The 21793-nt window shown below is 62.7% G+C and carries 20 protein-coding genes and 1 tRNA gene; 11 read left to right on the top strand and 10 right to left on the bottom strand.

What is annotated here, in order from left to right:
- Positions 1–2: 2 nt before the first annotated feature.
- The gene (locus tag AB7C87_RS22370) at positions 3–800 is read right to left on the bottom strand and encodes an ABC transporter ATP-binding protein (protein WP_369731741.1); all 798 of its coding nucleotides are present in this window, start codon (positions 798–800) and stop codon (positions 3–5) included.
- An 87-nt stretch (positions 801–887) separates the two neighbouring features.
- Positions 888–2498, bottom strand: a complete 1611-nt coding sequence (locus AB7C87_RS22375) for an amidohydrolase (protein WP_369731742.1) — start codon at positions 2496–2498, stop codon at positions 888–890.
- Positions 2499–2702: 204 nt separating this feature from the next.
- Between AB7C87_RS22375 and AB7C87_RS22380 the strand changes: the two genes are divergently transcribed.
- The 3 genes from AB7C87_RS22380 to AB7C87_RS22390 all read left to right on the top strand — a co-directional run bounded on the left by AB7C87_RS22380 (position 2703) and on the right by AB7C87_RS22390 (position 5560).
- On the top strand, positions 2703–3134 hold the full coding sequence (locus tag AB7C87_RS22380; protein WP_369731743.1) for a hypothetical protein: 432 nt from the start codon (positions 2703–2705) through the stop codon (positions 3132–3134).
- A gap of 59 nt (positions 3135–3193) precedes the next feature.
- A complete protein-coding gene (gene hmgA / locus AB7C87_RS22385) occupies positions 3194–4426 on the top strand; it encodes a hydroxymethylglutaryl-CoA reductase (NADPH) (RefSeq protein ID WP_369731745.1) in 1233 nt (410 codons plus the stop codon).
- A gap of 108 nt (positions 4427–4534) precedes the next feature.
- Positions 4535–5560, top strand: a complete 1026-nt coding sequence (locus AB7C87_RS22390; protein WP_369731746.1) for a M48 family metallopeptidase — start codon at positions 4535–4537, stop codon at positions 5558–5560.
- 59 nt (positions 5561–5619) lie between these two features.
- Here the strand turns inward: AB7C87_RS22390 and AB7C87_RS22395 are convergent, their stop codons facing one another.
- Positions 5620–5976, bottom strand: coding sequence for a hypothetical protein (locus AB7C87_RS22395; RefSeq protein WP_369731747.1), 357 nt, complete (start codon positions 5974–5976; stop codon positions 5620–5622).
- A gap of 109 nt (positions 5977–6085) precedes the next feature.
- Positions 6086–6610 (bottom strand): DUF5817 domain-containing protein, encoded by a 525-nt coding sequence (locus tag AB7C87_RS22400; protein ID WP_369731748.1) that lies wholly within the window; start codon positions 6608–6610, stop codon positions 6086–6088.
- A 223-nt stretch (positions 6611–6833) separates the two neighbouring features.
- Between AB7C87_RS22400 and AB7C87_RS22405 the strand changes: the two genes are divergently transcribed.
- A complete protein-coding gene (locus tag AB7C87_RS22405; RefSeq protein WP_369731749.1) occupies positions 6834–7805 on the top strand; it encodes a hypothetical protein in 972 nt (323 codons plus the stop codon).
- Between the two features lie 149 nt (positions 7806–7954).
- On the top strand, positions 7955–8293 hold the full coding sequence (locus AB7C87_RS22410; protein WP_369731750.1) for a cupin domain-containing protein: 339 nt from the start codon (positions 7955–7957) through the stop codon (positions 8291–8293).
- A 130-nt stretch (positions 8294–8423) separates the two neighbouring features.
- Here the strand turns inward: AB7C87_RS22410 and AB7C87_RS22415 are convergent, their stop codons facing one another.
- Entirely contained in the window at positions 8424–8735 is a 312-nt protein-coding gene (locus tag AB7C87_RS22415) for a hypothetical protein (protein WP_369731751.1), read from the bottom strand.
- Positions 8736–8921: 186 nt separating this feature from the next.
- Positions 8922–9344: a GNAT family N-acetyltransferase gene (locus AB7C87_RS22420; RefSeq protein WP_369731752.1), complete on the bottom strand. Its 423-nt coding sequence runs from the start codon at positions 9342–9344 to the stop codon at positions 8922–8924.
- Positions 9345–9532: 188 nt separating this feature from the next.
- Here AB7C87_RS22420 and AB7C87_RS22425 point away from each other — a divergent pair, with 188 nt between their 5' ends.
- A complete protein-coding gene (locus AB7C87_RS22425) occupies positions 9533–11149 on the top strand; it encodes a type IV pilin domain-containing protein (RefSeq protein ID WP_369731753.1) in 1617 nt (538 codons plus the stop codon).
- Between the two features lie 290 nt (positions 11150–11439).
- Here the strand turns inward: AB7C87_RS22425 and icd are convergent, their stop codons facing one another.
- Together icd and rnz are read right to left on the bottom strand one after the other, a co-directional pair.
- The gene (gene icd, locus AB7C87_RS22430; RefSeq protein WP_369731754.1) at positions 11440–12702 is read right to left on the bottom strand and encodes an isocitrate dehydrogenase (NADP(+)); all 1263 of its coding nucleotides are present in this window, start codon (positions 12700–12702) and stop codon (positions 11440–11442) included.
- A 237-nt stretch (positions 12703–12939) separates the two neighbouring features.
- Positions 12940–13866, bottom strand: a complete 927-nt coding sequence (gene rnz, locus AB7C87_RS22435) for a ribonuclease Z (RefSeq protein ID WP_369731755.1) — start codon at positions 13864–13866, stop codon at positions 12940–12942.
- Positions 13867–14117: 251 nt separating this feature from the next.
- On the opposite strand from rnz, the gene AB7C87_RS22440 reads away from it, so the two are divergent.
- From AB7C87_RS22440 to AB7C87_RS22460, 5 genes are all read left to right on the top strand, one after another.
- A complete protein-coding gene (locus AB7C87_RS22440; protein ID WP_369731757.1) occupies positions 14118–15263 on the top strand; it encodes a DUF7282 domain-containing protein in 1146 nt (381 codons plus the stop codon).
- A 179-nt stretch (positions 15264–15442) separates the two neighbouring features.
- Complete coding sequence (locus tag AB7C87_RS22445; RefSeq protein WP_369731758.1) at positions 15443–16447, top strand: AAA family ATPase; 1005 nt, start codon at positions 15443–15445, stop codon at positions 16445–16447.
- A 93-nt stretch (positions 16448–16540) separates the two neighbouring features.
- Entirely contained in the window at positions 16541–17578 is a 1038-nt protein-coding gene (locus AB7C87_RS22450; RefSeq protein ID WP_369731759.1) for a lysylphosphatidylglycerol synthase transmembrane domain-containing protein, read from the top strand.
- A 619-nt stretch (positions 17579–18197) separates the two neighbouring features.
- Positions 18198–18800 (top strand): hypothetical protein, encoded by a 603-nt coding sequence (locus AB7C87_RS22455; protein ID WP_369731760.1) that lies wholly within the window; start codon positions 18198–18200, stop codon positions 18798–18800.
- Positions 18778–19041: a DUF8150 family protein gene (locus AB7C87_RS22460; protein ID WP_369731761.1), complete on the top strand. Its 264-nt coding sequence runs from the start codon at positions 18778–18780 to the stop codon at positions 19039–19041. Before AB7C87_RS22455 ends, AB7C87_RS22460 begins: the two co-directional genes overlap by 23 nt.
- 222 nt (positions 19042–19263) lie before the next feature.
- Here AB7C87_RS22460 and AB7C87_RS22465 read toward each other — a convergent pair.
- Together AB7C87_RS22465 and AB7C87_RS22470 are read right to left on the bottom strand one after the other, a co-directional pair.
- Positions 19264–19339 (bottom strand) — tRNA-Cys (locus AB7C87_RS22465).
- 192 nt (positions 19340–19531) lie between these two features.
- Positions 19532–21385, bottom strand: a complete 1854-nt coding sequence (locus tag AB7C87_RS22470; RefSeq protein ID WP_369731762.1) for a hypothetical protein — start codon at positions 21383–21385, stop codon at positions 19532–19534.
- Positions 21386–21793 lie beyond the last annotated feature (408 nt).

Genomic DNA, 21793 nt, shown 5'->3' on the forward strand with positions numbered 1-21793 from the left:
GATCACTCGTCACCTCCTCGAGGGTTGGTCGCCGCCCGGTCGTCGACCGTCACGCTCCGCTGGTCGCCGAGATTTCCGACCGTCACGTCTCGGCGCTCGCCGAGGTGTTCGATCTCCTCGATTCGGCCGTCGAGCAGGTGGACGACGTGATCGGCGTACTCGGCGACCTCGCGCTCGTGTGTGACGAGCAGGATCGTCGTCCCCTCGTCGTTTAACTCGACGAAGCGATCCATGATCTCGGCTTCCGTCTCGGAGTCGAGGTTTCCGGTCGGCTCGTCGGCCAGCACGAGCGACGGATCGTTCGCGAGCGCCCGGGCGATCGCGACCCGCTGGCGCTGGCCGCCAGAGAGTTCGGTCGGTTTGTGCTCGAGTCTGTCTCCGAGGCCGACCCGCTCTAAGAGCGTTCGCGCCCGCTCGCGACGGTCGACCTCGACCGCGTCGTGAAAGACCATCGGGAGCGTGACGTTCTCCGCGGCGGTGAGCCGAGCCATCAGGTCGAACGTCTGGAAGACGAATCCGATCTCCGTTCCCCGCAGTCGGGCGCGCTCGTCGGTCGAGAGCGATCCCACCGACTGACCGGCGATCTCGACCCGACCGGCGTCCGGCGTATCCAGACAGCCCACCAGATTCATCAGCGTCGACTTCCCCGACCCACTCGGACCCATCACGGCGGTAAACGATCCCGCTCCCAGCGACAGCGAGACGCCGTCGATCGCGTGGACCGGCTCAGCGAGGTGGTAGGTCCGACGCACGTCCTCGGCGACGACCGCCGTCGCGGTCGAATCCGGTTCGTATGCCATCTCTGCGGCCCGGTACAACGAACCCACAGATAATGTTTGAGAATTTACAAAACCCGTGTATGTCAACGGATGCAACAACTACCCTACCTATCCGTCGTAGACGACGGTGCCGTCGACGACCGTCGTGGCCACGTCGATCGCCGCGATCCGATCCGTCCGCTCCCAGGGCGAATCCTCGAGGACGACGAAATCCGCCCGTTTGCCGACCTCGAGCGTTCCGAGGCGATCCTCGTCGAAGCCGGCGTAGGCGGCGCCAGCGGTGTACGCCCGTAGCGCCTCCGTCACGGAGAGTCGCTGGACTTCGGTCGGTGCGTTGACCGCGTGGTGGACGCCGAGCAGAGGATCGAGCGGCATACAATCCGATCCGAACGCGAGCGGGATGCCGGCCTCGAGCACCCGTCGAAACCGGTTTGTCCGTCGCCGTCGATCCTCCCCGAGTCGGCGGTCGTACAGCCCACCGTCGTCGGCCCAACGGTGGAAGTTGGGTTGCATCGAGGCGACGATCCCCGCGTCGGCCATCCGCTCGAGTTGCTCGTCGGTTGCGAGTTCGAGGTGTTCGATCCTGTGGCGCGCGCCCCCGGGGTCGGCGGTTCGTTCGAGTGCCGACAGCGTCTCCTCGACCGCCTCGTCGCCGATGGCGTGGATCGAGAGCTGATAGCCTGTACCGTCGGCTCGCTCGACGAGCCCCGCGAGTTCGTCGGGATCGACAACCCACTGGCCGGTCGCGTTCTCACGTTCCGTGTGGTTCTCGCTGTCGCTACCATCGCGGTCACCGTCGATATCGCCGTCCCCAGCCGAACCGATGTCCGCGTACGGCTCCCGAAGTTTGGCGGTTCGGCTCCCGATGCTTCCATCCGAGAAGGACTTGATCGCGCCCGTCTCCACGAACGATCCGCCGTCGTTGGTCCCGAGGCCGACGTCGACGAGCGACTCGAGGTGGTCGCTCCAGTAGTCGATACGCACGCGGAGAGGGAGTTCGCCCGCGGCGGCCATCTCGCGGTACACCCGGGGCGCTGTCGAGCCTCGAACCTTGTCGTGGACGCCCGTGACCCCGCGTTCGACCGCGTGAGCCGTCGCCGCCTCGAGCACCTCGGTCATCGCCTCGCGGTCGGCGGTGATCTCCCGGCGCACCGCTTCGGCGGCATCCTCGACGGCGATTCCCGTCGGTTCGCCGCCTTCGAATTCGAGGTCGGCGACGGGAAGGTCGTCGCCCAGTTTCTCGAGGGCGACCGCGTTCAGCGAGACGGTGTGGAGGTCGACGCGGAGCGCGGCGACGGGTCGCGTGTCGCTCACTGCGTCGAGTTGGTCGCGGGTGAGCCGACCCGCCTCGGGGTCGTCCCACGCGCTCTCGTCGTAGCCGAAGCCGAGGATCCACTCCCGGTCGGGGTGGCGTTCCGCCACCCGTTCGAGGCGCTCGAGACAGTCGTCGGCGCTGTCGGCGTCCGAGAGGTCCGCGTGGACCAGGTGCTGGCCGAGTTGCTCGAGGTGGGTGTGAGCGTCGACGAATCCGGGAAGGACGACCCGGCCGCCGCAGTCGATCACGTCGGTCTCGACGCCCTCGAGGAACTCGATCTCGTACGTGTTTCCGAGGCGGACGATCTCGCCGTCGCGGACGGCGAAGGCCTCGCGAACGTCGTCGAGATCCGCCAAAGTGTGTACCTCCGCGTTCGTCACCAGGAGATCCGCGGCCGCTGTCATGGACGGAATCGCGACGGCGAGGTGCAAAACGGTTGTGGAGACGCGAGACCACAGGACCGTCGTCATCGGCGAAGTCGAGGCGCTTCGCTCGCACTCAACCGAGAGTGCAGCGGTCAACGACTACGAGCGACCGTACCGATCGTCCAGCGGGACGAACGTGTCTCCGGGGAAATAGTAATTTTCCTGGACTGAGTGGGCGTACGTATGCTCTCCCGCGAGAACCGCGTCATCGTCGGTTCGTTCGTCCTCCTCGTGATCGCCGTCGCCGCTCTCGCCGTCGTCGAGGTCGCATTCGACGTGCCGATCGGTCAACAACCGCTACTGTCGTACCTCCTCGTCACCGGGCTGGTCGTAGTCACACCCCAGCTGTATCTCGCCGCGACCGACGACGACATCTCGGCGCGAACACGGGTTCGATTCACCGCCCTCGCCATCGGTGCGTTCGCCCTGTGGTTCGCCGGCCACGCGACCTACCAGGTCGAGTGGGGAGCGTTGCTCGAGGCCGAGCCCGCGGTGCTCCAAGAAGTGGCGATCCTGGCGATCGGTACCGCGGCCGTCCTGGGCCTCGTCTGCTACGAGTTCGTCGCCGGCTATCGCTCGAGCGGCGGCAACGAAACGCCGACCGGGTCGTCCTGATGCCCCCAGCGTGGTGAGAATCAGCAATACTTAGGGCGGGCCACCGTCTCGAGTGAGCCATGACCGATCCGGAGTCCCTCGCCGACCGGGTACGCGACGGCGAGTTGCGCGTCCACGAACTCGAGGAACACGCCGACCACGACGTCGCGGCCGCGGCCCGCCGACGACTCGTCGAGCGCGAGACGGGCGCCGACCTCGAGACGGTCGGCGAGTACAGCTTCCCCGCCGAACGTGCAGAGTCGAACATCGAGAACATGATCGGGGCGGCCCAGGTGCCGATGGGCGTCGCCGGTCCGGTTCCCGTCCACGGCGGCGCGGCCGACGGCGAACACTACCTGCCGCTGGCGACCACGGAGGGCGCGTTACTGGCGTCCGTCAACCGAGGCCTCTCGGTGATCCGATCCGCGGGCGGTGCGGACGCCCGCGTGACGAAACACGGCATGACCCGCGCCCCTGTGTTTCGGGTCGAGGGCGTCGCCGAGGCCGCCGAGACCGTCGAGTGGGTCGAAGGCAACCTCGAGGCGCTTCGCGAGGCCGCCGAGTCGACGACGAGCCACGGCGAGTTGCTGGGCGTCGAACCCTACGTCGTCGGCGACTCGGTCTACCTCCGCTTTGCCTACGACACCAAGGACGCGATGGGGATGAACATGGCCACCATCGCGACCGGCGAGGCCTGCGAGGTCGTCGAAGCGGAGACGCCGGCCGATCTCGTCGCCCTCTCGGGTAACCTCTGTTCGGACAAGAAACCCGCCGCGGTCAACGCCGTCGAGGGCCGCGGCCGGTCGGTGACGGCCGACGTCGTCATCCCCGGCGAGATCCTCGAGCAGCGACTCCACACCACGGCGGCGGCGATCGTCGAGGCGAACACCCGAAAGAACCTGATCGGCAGCGCCAAAGCGGGCAGTCTGGGTTTCAACGCCCACGCCGCGAACGTCGTCGCCGCGGCCTTCCTCGCGACCGGCCAGGACGAAGCGCAGGTCGTCGAGGGCGCGAACGCGATCACGACGATGGACGTCCGCGAGCCAGCAACCGAGGACGACCCGGCCGACCTCTACGCCTCGATCTCGCTCGCCTCCCTCGAGGTCGGGACCGTCGGCGGCGGAACCAAGCTCCCGACCCAATCCGAAGCGCTCGAGATCCTCGGCGTGCGAGGCGGGGGCGAACCGGCCGGCTCGAACGCCGACGCACTCGCCGAGATCATCGCGGTGGGGGCACTCGCCGGGGAACTCTCCCTGCTCGCGGCGCTTGCCTCGAGGCACCTCGCGAGCGCACACGAGGACCTCGGTCGATAGCCCGGAGTCGGCGCATTTTCGTAACCGGTAGATCTACTCGAAAGCGATCAGCGACGGACTCGAGTAACGCTATTAGTCATCGGGCACACACGTTCCGTCGAGGACAAAATGGCCCCGAACTCGAGTACGCGGCCGTGGCTGGTCGCGCGCATGGTCGGCGCGTTCGCGATTATTTCGATCGTCGCGTTCACGATTGCACTCGTCGCGGCGGCCGTGACCGGCGGCGCCGTCTACCTCGCGATCACCGTCGCGTTCGCGTTGGTGCGGGGCTACGTGCTGTCGTTCGTCGACCCCGGTCCGACGGAGGAGGTCTGGCGGCTGTGGATCTCGAACGCGGGGGTAATCGCGATGGTGATCGGCACCGCGTCGCTCCCCCTGCTGTACCGCGACCCCATCAGAGCAGAGATTCGGCGGTTTAACGCGGAAATCGGGACCACCGGAACGCCGGCGACCGAACGCCACCCCGAAATCGCGACGACGGTGCGCCGACTGGCCCAGCAGGCGGGCGTCTCCGAACCCGAGGTCCGGATCGTCAACCGTCGTCGTCCGGAATCGTACGCACTCGGCGGCCGGTCGAACGGAACGATCGTCATCACCCGGGGCGTCGTCCGCGCACTCGAGGACGAGGAGATCGAGGCCGTCCTGGCCCACGAGGTGAGCCACCTCGCGAACGGCGACGGGCGGCTCGTGAACCTGCTTTTGGTGCCGATGCTCGTGGCCGAAGATCTCGGTACCCGCGAGCGCCCGGCGTTTCGATTCTTCCACGGACTGGGCGTCTTCGCATACGTCGCGGTCTTTTTCGTCTGGGCGGTGCTTGGGGCCGTGACGACGGTTCAACTGTTTTCGTGTCAACTCGGCGTCGGATTGCTCTCGCGCGGACGCGAGTTCGCGGCCGACAGGGCCGCAGCGGAACTAACGGGCTCACCCGGTGCACTCGCGAGCGCACTCGAGACGCTTTACGACGCCAGGGGTCGGCCCGACGAGGACCTGCGTGATTTCAGGCGATCCGCCGGTGCGCTCGATATCCTTCCACCCGAGAAGGGACGTCGTGGTGGCGATCTCCTCCGGACACATCCGACGACGGAACGGCGTATCGCCGCGCTCAAAGCGATGGCCGCGAGCGACACACGCTGATCGACGAGACGAATCGCGAGAGAGCGCATATCCCGTCCGCAACGAGCCGACGAACGTGGTTACCCCGCGGTGTCGGTGACGTCCCGGCGAGCCCGCAACGTTTTGATCGCCACGTACGCGCCGCCGGCGGCAAGGAGGAGGATTCCAAGAAGCACCTGCGGGCCACTCGAGGAGAGCGCGACCAAACTGAGGCCGACGCCCGCGGCGGCGTGGGCGAGCGCGAAATCCCGTCTGCCGTAAGCGCCGTGTAAGAGTGCGACCGCGAGAAACGTCGCCGCGAACGCGAGTACCGCGAGAGTCGTCGCGTCGACGCCCAGGATCGTCTCGGCAACGAACGATCCGTAGCCGTACAGAACCAACGCGAGCACCGTCCCGACGCCGATCGCGAGTTCCTGAACGTCGACCTCTTCGGTCATCGACTCGAGGTTCCGCACCTCGACCCAAAATCCTGCCGTTCCCGTCTCGGCGTGTGTTGGCCACCATAGACTGCTGCGCTCCCCCACGGTCGGTGGCGAGAGCGTGCGACTACAGCGGGCGGTATCGTCCTCGGCTCTCGCTGACCGCGCCCCGCCGGACGAGTTTCTCGAGAGCGTTCCGGACGTAGGAGGACGAGACGCCACGCTCGTCGGCGTACGCGACGATTTCGTCCTCGGTCGGCCGCTCGAGGTCCTCGATGGCTCGTTCGACGATCTCCTTCTTGCTCCCGGTTCGCGTCGCTCCCCGTGGATCCCGGTCGCCGGCCGCTTCGACCTCGTCGACGTCGAGTCCCGACGCCTCCAGATACTCGGCATCGTCGACCACGCCGTCGGCGACATCGGTCTCGAGGTCGGAAAACGACTCGAGGTTCGCGAAGGCTTCGCCCTCGCCCTGGCGGTTCGCGAGCATCGACGCCCGAACGTCGCGGGCGTGATCGGCGTCGTCCGTCTCGACGAATTTCTTGCGCTTCTCGTAGGCTCGGCGCGAGCCACAGCGAGGACACTGGGTGGTCTCCGAGCGTCCCTCGATGATCCAGAGGTTCGAACACTCGCTACAACCGACGACAGCATACATACCTTCGAGTGGGTCGGGACGACAGTTCAATCTTCGGCGACCGGACCGGACGTCACGGGTTGCGAGCAGGCGAGCAGACCCGATGAATCGGATCGGACAGCCGTCGACGCAGACCGGAACCGACCGATCGATGCCGTTCGATACCGCCCGACACCACTCGACTCGAGCCGAGATCGGTCGCCGAAGGGGAACGTTTTTCTACCGATCACATCAGCTACGGATAATGATGTCCAGTGTCGTTCCACCGACGGGAACGCTGGTGATCTACGCGTTCGCCGCCGCGTTCCTGCTGGTGTTCGTCGGCATCCCGTTTCTCGTCTGCCTGCGCTACGTTCACCTCGGAAACGAGTTGCGGATCGTCAGCCGACGGACTCGAGTGGGGTCCGGTGTGGCATTCGCCGCGTGTACCCTCGTCGTGGCCGTCTTCGCTCTCCTTCGCGTTCTCGGACCGTTTCCCGACTCGGTGTGGTTTTGGCTCGCAGCCGCCTCGTTCGTCGCCGGCGTCGGGATGCTGACGATCGCCGCGTCGAACGCGGACTGGTATCGGGCGCTCGGGATCGAGTCGGATCGAGCGGGGTTCATCCACGACGGGCCGGTTCGAGTCACGGGCGACGTTCGGCCCGTCGACGACGCGCTCGTTGGACCGTTCTCGGACGAACCCTGTCTGGCCTACGCGGCAAGCGTCCAGGAACGACGGTGGATACCCAACTCGGGAAGCTCCGACTCTACGATGGTTCCCATAGCGGTCGACTCAGACGCGACCCAGTTCTACGTGGACGACGGCAGCGGGGAACTCCTGGTCGACCCCGAAGCCGCCGACGTCCTCCCGGCGGATCCGGCGGACGTCTTCGTCCGGGACGTGACGATCGAAGTCGAGGGCGACGAGCACCCGCCCGCCCACGTCGTAGAACAGTTCGACGAACTCGAGATTGGCACGACCTCCCGGGATCGGTCGTACCGCGAAGCCCACATCCAATCCGGTGACGAAGTCACCGTCGTCGGACACTGCGAGTCGGTCGGTCACGGCTACGCGTCGAACCGCGTCGTCGCCGATGCGGGCAAGTCACCGGCGTTCGTAGTCGCCACGGGAAGCCTCGAGGACGTCCGATCGTCGGTCGACATGCTCGTCCGGTGGAACGCGATGGCCGGCAGCGGCCTAGCCGGTGTCGGCCTGTTCGCGATGATCTGGTTATAGTAGCCGCTGAAAGTCAGTGCGTACTCGACGTACAGTCGTCGGACGACCGGTGTCAAACAGTTTCAGTTGTTACTGTAGTACCGTGAGCGGCGACTCTCGGACGGAACGGTATCGGGAACAGTTTAGAGGAAGGTGATCGTAGGCCGTCTATGGAACGCGTTTCCCTCTCCGACCTCGAGTCCGCGGAGGCCGTCGACGGCGTCCATCTGGCATTGATGGCCGGCTCCGAGTCGATGAACGTCCAACACTTCGAGATCGAACCCGGCGCGGTCGTCGACGAACACAGCCACCCACACGAACAGACCGGGTTCGTCTACGAGGGCGAACTCGCGTTCGTAACCGACGGCGACGAGATCGTCTGTGGACCCGGAGACTCCTACGCGATTCCGGGCGACCAACCCCACGCCGCCGAGAATCGCGGGGACGAGACTGTTCGTGGCGTCGACATCTTCAGCCCACCACGGGAGAGCCCGAACTGGCAGGAGTAACGACTCGGCTCGAGAGATCGGATTCGAAGACGATTAGATCCGCGTTCGGTGCTCGACGAACGAGAGAGGATCTCAACCTTCCGCGAGGAAAGCACAGTAAATCCGACAGACGGCCGTCGTGACGATGACGTTAGCCGAAAAACGCCCCGCCCATTCGACCGGGATATCTGTCGTCGTCTTCCTCGTCGTCTTCCGCTTCGTCCTCGAGTTCCTCGAGTTCTTCCAGATAGGAGGCCAACTCGTTGGCGTAGATCGCGACGACGGTCCGCGTCTCCTCGTTTTGAATCGCAAACGCCTGGACGACGTAATCGGGGACGTCCAGCGAACCGTCGAGTGTCTCCGCATACGTCGCGATTTCACGGAGTTCTTCTTTCGAGTGATCGTCAAATCGATCCACGATAAAGTTCGGAACGTCGTCGTACGGAGTTGGGGGGGTAGGCATGGCTGTCCGCTCGAACGCAATATAGAAAAAGATCACTGATGGTTCTTGGTAATGCCATCAATATTTGGCATCGTTTTCGGGACGGACGGGGAGTTGTGAGACGAACCAGTGAACGAAATCCCACGCCGCGGGATCGGGGCGAACTACGTGGGCGAACCCGCTCGAGGCGTGAGCCGGTTTCTGTACTCACTTTCGCATCTCGACGTGTAGAATCCCCGCCTCCTCGAACTCCGAGCCGTATCGTTCGTACCCCAGACGCCGATAGAAGTCGGCGGCTCGGGTCTGTGAGTGTAACGTCAGCGTCCGAACGTCGAGCGACGCGGCTTCGTCCTCGATCGCTTCCATCAACGCTCGTCCGATCCCCTCGCCGCGGCGTGACTCGAGCACTGCGACTCGCTCTACTTTGCCCTTGGCGTCCCCAAGTCGACGGAATCTGGCCGCCCCGATCGGCTCCGCGCCGTCGTAGGCGACGAAGTGGGTCGCGTCGGCGTCGTACTCGTCGTACTCGAGATCCTCGTCGACGCCCTGTTCCTCGACGAATACGCGGTGGCGAACCTCGAACGCGTCCGCCCGTTTTTCCTCGTCGTCGGCGATTCGTACCTCGACCATCGACCAGCCGTTGGCGTTCCGGCGGCGAGAACGTTACGACTAACCGGGCGAGGACGTCCCACGGAGACCGCCGATTCGAGAGTCGGTGGCGAGCTAACGAGCCGTCGCTCCGATGGTCGAATCGCCCCGTCACGACTGTCACACAGTAACGAACAACTTTATATGTCGATGGAGAGTATTTCTAGCAAATGTATAGCGGAGGGAAGAAAGGACACTCGAAGGGAGACGAACGGGCGGTCTCCCCGGTTATCGCCGTCGTGTTGATGATCGCCATTACCGTGGCGGTCGTGACGGTCACCGCGACCGTCTTGCTGGGACTGACCGAGACGCCGGATCCCGCACCGGATACTGGCCTCGAGGTCAGAGAATCCGCCGACGGCGACGGTTACGAACTATCCAACTACGCGGGTGACGACCTCGATCCCGACCGGGTCCGGCTGGTCGGCAACGAAACCGAAGAGGGCTGGAGTGAGGACGCGTTGGGGTCGGGCGAACGCGTCGACCTCGAGCCGACGAATCCGGACGGCGAGATTCGGGTCGTCTGGGAGTCAGAAGACGGCGAAACCCAGCACCTGCTGGCGACGTTGACCGTCGACGAGGGAAGCGCCGGCGGTGGCGCCGACGACGATCCGGATCCCGACCCTGATCCGACTCCAGATCCGGATCCCGATCCGAACCCGGATCCGGAACCGGTAGACTGTGATAGCTACCTCGAGCCGAACGAGGACGGCATTATCGTGATCGACACCGTGATCGAATGTAACGTCGATAAGCCCTTTCCGGTCCACGTCGTAGAGGAGGGTGGCGTCATCGGTGACATCGGGAGCAGTACCACCGTTACCGAACTGATGATCGACGATGGGTTCGTCAACGGAACCGTCAACACGCACGAGGATATCAACGTCACCGACGGCTACATCGTCGGAAGCGCACACGGGACGGGCCAGGCACATCTCGAGAACGCGAAACTATACGACAATCTCGACGTTTCAAACCGAGTCGAAACGAGCGACAGTGAGATTCACGGTCGAATCGACGCAGGTGCACAAGTTACCGTCGAACGCGGGTTCACGGGCGACGTCGTCTATTCAGAACACCACCGTGTGACGTTCGTCGATGCGACTGCTGACGACGATATTATCACGAATCACGACGTCGAGATCATCGACAGCGACGTCGACGGCGACGTCGACGCCGAAGGCGGCGAGGCGACACTGGACAATGCTAACGTCACCGGCAACCTCTGGGCCCAGAGTGGAATCACGGCCAGCGACAGTGAGGTTGGTGGCAATCTCGATGCCCGCGGTGACTCAGTGACCCTAACCGACGTATCGGTCGGCGGTTTCGTCGATGGGGCGGACATGACGATCACGGATAGCGGGATCGAAGGAACGGTCTACTCGGGGTGGCACAACGTTTCACTCGATGGAACCACCGTCGAGAACGACGTCGATATGCACGGGACAGTCAACGTGACCGGCGGGACCATCGTCCATGGCGATGTCGATACCACCGAGGAAGTCAACGTCGAGTGGGGGATCGTCGAAGGCGACGTCAGCGTAGAACAAGAAATCGTCGTCGGCTCCGAGGGGACCGTCGAAGGCGACGTCGAAGTTGGAGAAGAAATCGTCATCGAGTCAGGGGTCGTCAAAGGAGACGTCGATATCACGACGAACCATGGAGAAATTCACCTCGAGGACGGAACGATCGAAGGCCACGCCTATTTCGACAACGACTGGCAACTCGAGTGTGAAGGCAACTCCGAGATCAACGGAGACGACTGCGACGAGTACGCGCCACCGTAAGCGATCGCATTCGCACGATCGAACGTACTGTTCTCTCTTCTCGCCCTGTCCACCTTCTCGTGAAGAAGGCTATTCGACGGGCTACACCGGACACGTGTATTCGAACACTGTTCCGACGAATGGGAGACGAGTCCTGGACGAAACAGAACGAAACGCGTGCGAGAAAACAGCTTGCGACAGCATCTCGAGATCGTCAAAACGCACGAGCGTTCTGATTGCTCGAGAAACGCTCTACGAGAGCTTCTCGATATCGTCAGATGCCGTTGGCATCCGATTGCGTGAAAAGTTGTCTACGACAACTTTTCAATGTTCGCGACAACTTCCTCGGCGTACTCGCTGGTTGCGAGCTTCTCGGCGTCCTCGAGCTGGCGCTCCAGGTCGTAGGTGACGTTGCCCGAGGAAATCGTCTCTTCGACGGCGTCGCGGACGAGGTCGGCGGCGTCGGACCAGCCGATGTACTCGAGCATCATGCGGCCCGAGAGGATCATGGCGGTCGGGTTGACCTTGTCCTGGCCCTCGTACTTTGGCGCGGAGCCGTGGACGGGTTCGGCGAGCAGTCGGCCGTCGCCGAAGTTGGCGCCGGGCGCGATGCCGAGGCCGCCGATCTGGGCGCCTGCGGCGTCGGACATGTAGTCACCGTTTAAGTTCATCGTGGCGATGACGTCGTAGTTGTCCGTTCGCGTAAGGAGCTGCTGGAGCATGTTGTCCGCGATGCGGTCGTTGACGACGACGGCATCGTCGGGCGCTTCGCCGTCGCGTTCCTCCCAGAGGGTGTCCTCGGTGATGACCTCGTCACCGTACTCCTCCTCGGCAACCTCATAACCCCAGTCACGGAACTGGCCCTCGGTGAACTTCATGATGTTACCCTTGTGGACGAGGGTAACGGAGTCGCGGTCGTGCTCTAAGGCGTAATCGATGGCACGGCGGACGAGGCGCTTGGTTCCGAACTCCGTGATCGGCTTGATACCGATGCCGACGGGTCCGTCGTGGATGACGTCGTCCTCACCCATCTCCTCCTCGACGAACTCCTTGACCTGCTCGACTTCGTCGGTACCGGCTTCCCACTCGATGCCGGCGTAGACGTCCTCCGTGTTCTCACGGAAGGTGACCATGTCCATCTTCTCCGGCTCGGAGACCGGCGACGGAACGCCCTCTAAGTGGTAGGTCGGTCGAACGTTGGCATAGAGGTCGAGCAGTTTTCGCAGGCCGACGTTCAGCGACCGGAAACCGGCGCCGACGGGCGTCGTCAGCGGACCCTTGATCGCGACGCGGTGTTCTTTGATCGCCTCGACGGTCTCGTCGGGGAGGTTCTCGTCGTACTTCTCGCGAGCGGACTCGCCGGCGTAGACGCGCATCCAGTTGATCTCGCGGCCGGTCGCGTCCGCGGCGGCGTCGAGTACCTTCTGTGCGGCCGGGCCGACGTCACTTCCGACGCCGTCGCCGTAAATGATCGGGATAATCGGGTTGTCAGGTACCTCGAGTTCGCCCTCGGTACCCTCTTTCAGCGTGATCTTCTCTCCCCCTTCGGGGACCTCGATCTTCTCGTAACTCATCTCGTGTGTACGGTGCTCCGATGGGGGTAAAAGACCTACCATTTCCGTCGAGGAGGGGGCGTCGGTGTCCACGAAACGGACCGTTTCTTGCCACAGATTGTGTGACAATTGGGTAACTCAGTTCGTCACATCCGAAAAACGATAATCCATAATGATCGATCTATCGGTAAACAATCGAGTCGCGTTCACGACCGGACGATCGCCCGAGAATCCGGTCCGTCGAGAGCCGATTGCCCGCTACTCGCCATCGGAGTGGTCGATCTCGAGTTCCGCTCCGTCGTCGGGGACGAACGCGTCTTCGAAAACCGACCGGGCCTCCGCGACGTGATCGGCGACGTTCCCGGCGTACCGAGAGGAGACGTGGGTGAGCGCGAGCCGTTTCGCGTTCGCCCGGCTGGCGATTTCGGCGGCCTGTCGCGCCGTCGAGTGTGCCGTCTTCGTGGCGCGGTCGGCACGATCTTCGGTGAACGTCGCGTCGTGAACGAGCAAGTCTGGCGCCTCTGCGACCTCGATCGTCGCCGTCGTCGGCCGCGTATCACCGGTGTAGACGACCGTTCGTCCAGAACGAGGTTCGCCGACGACCTGCTCGGGTTCGACGACCGTCCCGTCCTCGAGTTCGACCGGCTGTCCCTCGTGGAGCTGTGAGAACTTCGGGCCGACCGGAACGCCGAGTTCCTCCGCACGCTCCCGGTCGAACCGGCCCTTTCGTTCGTCTTCGACGAGCGCGTAACCGACCGAACGGGCGTCGTGGTCGGTCCCGAACGCTCGAACCTCGTACTCGTCGGCGCGATAGGCGACGTCGCCGTCACCGACCTCGGCGATCCGGACCGGAAACGAAGGACGGTTGTCGAGTGCGTAGACGAGCGACTCGAGTTTCCGGCGCGTTCCGCGAGGAGTGTGGATGACGAGTGGATCCTCCCGGTCGTTGAAATCCATCGTCTGGAGCAATCCGGGAATCCCGAGAACGTGATCGCCGTGGAGGTGCGTGACGAACAACTGGGAGATCGAAAACCCCGTCCCGAACCGCATCATCTGGCGTTGGGTCCCCTCGCCGGCGTCGAATAACAACTGCTCCCCTTCGCGGGCGACGAAGATCGCGCTCGGATTCCGCTCGGTCGTCGGAATCGCGCCGGCCGTTCCCAGAAACGTTACGCGCAGAGACATGCGTTGATCCTCCGGGAGCCGCGATTAAACTCGCTTCGGATCGTTCGTAAACGGTTCGAACGAGCTAGCGGCGCTAAGAAGTGGTCGTCACGGCCGGTCGCCGGCGGCGATCGTGACCGGTGAGTCATCCCGAATTATCCGACCGATACTCGAGCGAAGCGTCGAGAACGATCCGAATCCTGCGAACGGAGGGCGCGTTTTACGTCGCTCCAGTCCCTATCAGGAGACGAACGGTACACCCCCACCCCCAAATGAGTTCGAGATCGACGTTCGGAACGGTAAAACGCATCGGTGCGATCCTGATCGCGATCGCCATCGTTCTCGCGGCAGGGATCGTCGTCGGACAGGCGCCGGCGATCTTCGGCGTCGACCAGGATCCCGAGGCGTCGATCGAGTTCGAAGATCAACAGGGCGACGGGACGAACGTGACGATCGACGAAGTCACGCTCTCGGACGGCGGCTTCGTCGTGATCACCGATGGGAGCACCGATCCGATCGTCGTCTCGGAGTACCTTGGGAGTGGCACCCACGAGAACGTCACCGTCGAACTCGAAGAGGACGACGAGCCGGAACTGTTCGGCCAGCTCACCGCGACGGTCCACCAAGACACCACCGGCGACGAGACGTACGCCTACGACGAGACGGATGGCGAAGAGGATCGACCGTATCTCGCAGACGGCTTCCCGGTCAGCGATACCGCCACGGTCACGACGACCGACGACGACGCCCTCACCGACTCGTTCGTGGTCGAATCCCTCGAGATACCCGCCGAAGCCACGACGAACGAAACGATCGACATCGTCGCCGAAGTTCGCAATCCGACGGAGTTCGACACCCAACAGTCCGTCGACTTCCGCGTCGACGGCACGGTCCTCGAACAACAGGCGCTCGAACTGGCCGGCGGCGAGACCCGCGAGGTGATCTTCTCGATCAACACGACCGGATCGCCACCCGGCGAACAGACGTTCGGCGTCTACACCGACGGGGACGGCGCGATCGAAACGATCACGCTCGAGTTCCACACCGATCCTGGAATCGACGTCGTCGACGCAAGCGACGAAAACGTCACGACCAACGTGGCTATCCCCACCGAGGGCTTCGTCGCCGTCGAGGACAACGAGTCCGTACTCGGAACGAGCGACGAACTCGACCCCGGCGAACACGCGAACGTAACGATCGAACTCGAGGAGTCGGTCGACGAGGACGAGGAACTGAACGCCACGCTGTACGAGGGAGATCCCGAAGAACCCGACGACGCAGAGGCGATCGAACACGACAACGAGACCGTCGAAGTCACGTTTACGATCGCGGACGTGACGATGGGATCTGACGACGAGAGTGACGGTGACGAAGCCGACGATCCCGAAGCTGACGAGGAAAACGACGAAAACAGCTGAGACGGGTTGCTGTACCGATTTGCCGACACGACCGCCGGCCAGATCGCTGTTGTGCCGGAACTGACGGACGACAAACCGTATGAGACGGACCGACGAATCGGTGGCTACCCGAACCGTAGACGTCCGACGGTCCCGACGGATCGACCGATTCTTACCCGTGCCTTCCCTACCGGAACCCGATGGACGCGCCGCTGTGGACCGATACCCACGCCCCCGAGCTGGCCGAGTTGCCACAGGACGACGCTCGCGAGTACCTAGAGCGAGCCGTCGAGGAGCCGATCAATCTCCTCCTGTACGGTCCCCCAGGGAGCGGGAAGACGGCCGCAGCACGCGCACTCGCTCGAGCGGCACACACCGATCCGGACAACGACTTGATCGAGATCAACGTCGCCGACTTCTTCGGTCGAACCAAAACCGAGATCAAGAACGATCCCCGCTTCGCACAGTTTCTCGTCGGTCGATCGGCCCTCTCGAAGCGGGACATGATCAACCGCGTGCTAAAAGAGTCCGCGAGCTACGCCGCCGTCTCCGGCGAGTACAAGACGATCCTCCTCGACAACGCAGAGGACGTCCGCGAGGACTTCCAGCAGGCGCTCCGACGGATCATGGAACAACACCACCGGACGACCCAGTTTATCGTCGCCACCCGTCAGCCGACCAAACTGATCCCGCCGATCCGCTCGCGTTGTTTCCCCGTCTCGTTTCGCTCCCCCACCACCGCCGAAACCGTCGACGTCCTCACCCGTATCGTCGAAACCGAGGGCGTCGACTACGACGAGGACGGCCTCGAGTTCGTCGCCGGCTACGCTAGCGGAAACCTTCGTGAGGCGATTCTCGCGGCCCAGACGACCGTCGAATCCGAGGGCGAACTCACGATGACGGCGGCCTACGAGACCATCGGCGAGGTCGGCCTCGACGACGAAATCGGGTCGATGCTCGAGGCCGCCGAAGCCGGCGAGTTCACCGACGCCCGCAAAACCCTCGACGACCTCCTCGTCGACGAAGGGTTAGACGGCGAGGAGGTCGTCGAATCGATCCTCGGCGTCGCCCGCAAGCGCTACCAGGGGCGAAAACTCGCCCGCATTCACCGACTGGCCGCCGACGTCGAATTCGAGATGCACGAAGGCACGAGCGACCGGATCCACGTCGCACACCTGCTCGCCGAACTCGGGCGAGACGCGTAGACGGATCGGTCACCCGTACCGACCGATCGCTCGAATCGATACCGTCCTCGTCAGCACCACAACGTTTTGGGATCCGTTCGTGGTCCGTCACCTATGTCCGTCGTCGGCCTCCGAAGAACCACCGTCGCGGTCTGGTTCGTCGTCGCCACTGGTCTACTGATTCTAATCCTCTTCACCGTCGGCGTTCGAGAGACGGGCGCGGCGATCGTGGCCACGAACCGAACCGTCCTCGTCGCGATGTTCGCCATCGTCGTACTCTGGGCCGGCGCGTGGTCACGAACGCTCTCGATCGTGTTGTCGATTCTCGACGTCGAACACGGACCGATCGACGTCGTTCTCCTGTTTGGAGACGTCCTGTTCGCGAACAGTGTCGCTCCGTCGACGTACCTCGGCGGTGAACCACTGGCGGCGTACCTGCTAACTCGCCACACCGGAACCGACTACGAAACGAGTTTCGCGACGGTCTCGAGCGTCGACCTGCTCAACTACGCACCGATGGTACCACTCGCCGGAATCGGTCTCCTGTACGTCACGGCGACGGCTACGCTCGGCCGACGCTTCGAACTGGCACTCACCGCCGTCTGTACCGCGTTCGGTGTGCTCGTCGTCGGGGTCGTCTACGGCTGGGGGCACCGAAGGCGGATCGTCGACGGCGTCGCAGTAACCGTCGGCCGTATCTCGGTCGGAACAGCTGCGATCACCCCCGGCGTTCGCGCAGTCTCGACGAGAAGGCTCGAGCGTCGCCTCGGACTGTTCGTCGACGAGATCGAGCACGTAAGCACCGACCGCCGCAATCTGAAACGCGGGCTCGCGTATTCGACAGCCGGCTGGCTGTTGCTCTCGGTTGCACTTTGGCTCGCCATCTACGCCGTCGGATACACCGTTCCACCCGAAATCGTTCTGTTCGTCGTTCCTCTGGGTGCGATAACGAACATCCTCCCCCTCCCCGGAGGGTTGGGAAGCGTCGAGTCCGTGTTTATCGTCCTGCTGGTCGCGACGGCAGCCGTTCCCGCCCCGGAGGCGACGGCCGCGACACTTCTCTACCGAGCCGCGACCTACTGGCTTCCCCTCCTGTTCGGCGTCGGAACGGTCACCGTACTACAGCCGATCAGGCGGACGACGAGAACGTAGTCGTCACGTGTTAGTTCAACGAGTGGATAACGCAACTCGACGTCGAAGACGAATATGGCCGTCTATCCACGCTGTTCGAGGCGATCGACGGTAACGAAGTCCACATCGACGCCGCGTACGACCACTACACCAAAGCCTTGCAGTTCGCCCTCGATGGATACGTCGAGTGCGTGCCCGAGGCCGATCCTGACCAAGGAAAGTTCGAGAAGTACATCGGTATGTTATAGTAACAACTGCAACAACCTACACACAGATTGCCGTTACGTCTGGCGATCAGATGTGCAATGACGTGCAGTGGCTACTATAGAAGGCCAAGCGACATCGGAGCATCCGGCTAACACCGAGCAGTTCTACCGAGCGATCGACAACCTCGAAGAGCGACGATAATGGTCGAATTCCCCACCCGAGAAAAGATTCGGTTACTCCGTACTGAACGATCCCTGGAGCAGGGAACCAACTACTGGAATCGAAGTCGGATTTAGGAGTTGACCACCGACTCCCGGCCAGGTCACTTCGTCGTGTCACTACGCTTGTTCAGTCGCAGCCTCGCCGTACATCGCAAACCCTTCGGGTTTGCTCGGCCCCGACGATTTATGCGCCTACCTGCAAACGAACCTCTATGGGCGGAATCGAGCTACGGAACCGAACACTCGTCGTCGAACGAGAACCGAATCAGCTCGACGAGTTGGCAATTGAGTTCTCCAAGATTCTCGGTCACTTTGACATCGAGCACGTCTACATTGCGGGATACGTCTCCATCCTCGCTGGTCGGGCACGCTCTACCGAAGACGTCGACGTCCTCATCGAACATATCGACGAGGAGACCGCAGACGAACTCGCCGACATGCTGGACGAAGAGGAGTTCTGGGGACCGGCAATGCCACTTACGTCGATGTACGAGATGCTCAATAACGGGGATAACATCTGGGTCGCGCCAACGGATCAGGTCACGCCACACCTCGAAGTCAAGTTCGCGCGCGACGGGTTCGACCGCGCGTCCCTCGAAAACGCTATCACGGCCCGAATCGATGGCAAGACAATTCCAATAGGCCCCTTAGAACTCCAGATCGCGTACAAACTCTACCTCGGTGCGCAAAAAGACGTCGAGGATGCAGTCCACCTCTACGCGCTCTTTGAGGAAAGTCTTAGTGTGCCCCGCCTCGAAGAGTGGGTAGCGCGACTCGACGTCGAAGCCGAATATGACCGACTCAAACGCTCGTGAGGAGCTGGATGCGAAGCACGAACGCAACCGTGAGCAGCGCATCGCGGGTATCAAGCGCTGGGTCGAATACATCAAGTCCGAATCCCCCGAGACGTGGGGACCACAGCAGAACGTGGTCGTCAACGACCAACTCGATGCAACCCAAAGCGTCCAGCCGTCGGCTTCTCACCAGCAACACGTAAAAGACGTAGCGGCGGAGATCCTCGAAGTGAACGACGAGTCTGACCCCGATTCGACGTAAACAAGGTCCTCGCAGAGGATTCCTCTCAAGAACCATAGATAGCGTCTCGAAATAGGAGGTGTTGCCAAGACGTAATCGTCACTGGGTTTAGGGGACGTGTGAGACCCAAGGGCCGAATTTGAACCGGAGGAACTTCGCTTCGCTCGTCCCAGAGTTCAGTTCAGGGTTCAGTTCAAATCGACCGAATAGTTGCCGTCGCTTACGGATCTGTTCGTCGCAGGAAGCCAAGGGCCGGATTTGAACCGGCGGTGGGCTGCTCTGCAGGCAGCTGCGTTCGGCCGGACTCTGCCACCTTGGCGCATCCGAGAATTGGCGAGTTGCGCGCATAACGGTTACGGTCCCCGGTGGTGATCGAGACGTCGGCGCTCGGATTCTCCGTCCTCGAACTCGAGCCGACGTCGAACTCCCGGAACAGTTCGGATCCCGAGTGCTTGGGGTAACAAAACTCGGATCGCTCCGCCAACCGTCGCGACAGCGGGCTCTCGAGAGATCAGTACAGCTCGCCGAGGACGTCGTCTCGGTCGCGATCCATGAACACCGCGGCCGCAATCGTGACGTCGTCCCCGGATCCCGCCGAAGACGCCGAAAGGACGAGTTCCAATCCGTCGGTATCAGTCATCGTCGACGACGTTCCACCCTTTCTGAGATGTCGTCCCTCGATCTGATTGGATGCGGCGCCACCCCCATAGACGCCTATCGTACTCCCCTCCCCAGAACTGGAGGAGTTCGAGATCGTCCAGACGCCGTTGTTCCAGTCGTATCTGGACGAAGCCGTCGGCTCGACCAACACGATACCGTCGGCACCTCGTTCGTGGTGTCCGTTCAACTCCTCGTCCTCGAGCGTATACCAGTAATCCCCGTCGCCAACACCATCCGCATCGAATCGGAGAGTAAGCGGGTTGTTCTCCCCGTTCTCGTCGTCCCTGTATCTGACCTCGAGCCGAACGTTCGTCGCGAAGTTCATCGGATACGGCAATTCGAATCTGAGCTCGGCGTCGTCGGTGTAATACGTCCGATCGAAGTCGACGAACGTTTCGAAGCGCTGGCCCTCACGCGGAGGATACCAGACGAAGTTCGTCGGGTCCTCCTCCGGTGCATTCCGGACGATACGATCCTCCCTGATCGATCGCGTCCGCGCGATGATATGGTTCCACGAACCAGTGCCCTCCTCGATCCGCCAGGCACCGTTCTCCGTGGCGTGAAAGTCCCACATCTGACCCGTCCAGATGTTCCGGGAGCCGTTCTCGGTGTGCCAGACGACGTCCGTTCCGTCGATGGGATTGTCGTCGTCGTCCTCTCTGAATATTTCCGGCTGAACGTCGATGTCGAATCGGTTCTGATTCGCTGCCGAGTTGCCGAGGATCTCGACGAAGCGCCGACAGTGTCTGGCCGTCCCACCCCGAAAGCTATTGCTGTTGATGTACGCGAACTCCTCTTCGTCCGAACCACCATTGGTCGACTCGATTCGAATCGCGGTATCGAACCGGGAAATCGCGTGTCCGATGACCTCGAAGAACTCGATCCTCGCTCGGTTGGTCGCGTCGTCGGACAGCGTTTCGTCGGGATCGTACGTGTCGCTGTCCGCGTAGAAGTGAAAACACGTCCCCTCCGGGTCGTAGTAGTCGCCGCCGATCGTCCGACCACCGACGATACGGTTCGCCCGCGTCCCCGAAAAGCCACCGGTTACGTTGGCGTTGATATTCCAGACGTTCGACGTAAACGTATCCTCGATGGCGATCCGCGGTTCGAGAACGGTCGACCCTTCGGAGACGTACACGCAGTCTTCGTCCTCGTGGACGACGTTGGTTGCACCGTTGAAATCGAGGGTAACGTTCTCCAACACGTAGAGATCAGTGAAACTGTAAACCTCGTCCCCGTACAGTTTCACCATTCCACCAATTTCCTCGTACGCCTCACCGTCCTCGTCCTCTTCCCACTCTTTGGCCGCTTCGTAGACGTCGTCGATCGCCGACTGGACGTCACCGGGCGACGCGTAGACGACACCGTTTGACTTCTCGGCACGAACCGACTCGAGGTAGTTCGTCCCGGGTACCGAGTCGGCCGACGTCCCACCGCCAAGCGGCCGCCACGTCTCGGCCAGGTCGTCCCACTGGAAGACGGCGTTCGTATCCGTCGCGTGGTACTTCGCCCCGTCGAACGGCCCCTGATCGGGACGCGCTTCGAGCGGGCCATCCTCGAGAACTTTAGACTGGAGCCGTTTCCACCCTTCCTCGTCCAGAACGCTCCCCCAGCGGTCTTCGAACGCCGACGGATCGTCCGCATCGCTCAACACCGGCAGACCAGCCCACTCCGTGCGTGGCGGGTCCGGATACGGATCGCTCACTGACAGTCACCCCCAACAATCGACGACTCTCCCTCACGAACTCCACCGGAACGACTCGCTCGAGAACACCGCTCATCAAAACTGGTCGATACGTCGTCCGAAACGGCAAGACCGTTACCGGCTCTGATCGATAACGAAGTCGTTTCCCAGACGTCCGTCGACTGACCCGTCGTCACCGCGAGTTCGGTCGTCGTCACCACATCGTGCGTTAATTCCATGTCGACGATGTCTGATCGAACTGTAATAACACCTGTTATTCTTGCTGACGGATACGAACGAAATATTAGGAGAGAGTGTATCGAAACATCCACCGGAAGGGAGACTCGAGGCTCACGATCACCGAAAACCTCACACCACACCCGCGACACACCCCGCCGCAATGTAAACTACCCCACCAGCCACAGCTCT

The organism is Natrarchaeobius versutus (genome assembly GCF_041205745.1).
GTDB classification, from domain to species: Archaea; Halobacteriota; Halobacteria; order Halobacteriales; family Natrialbaceae; genus Natrarchaeobius; species Natrarchaeobius versutus.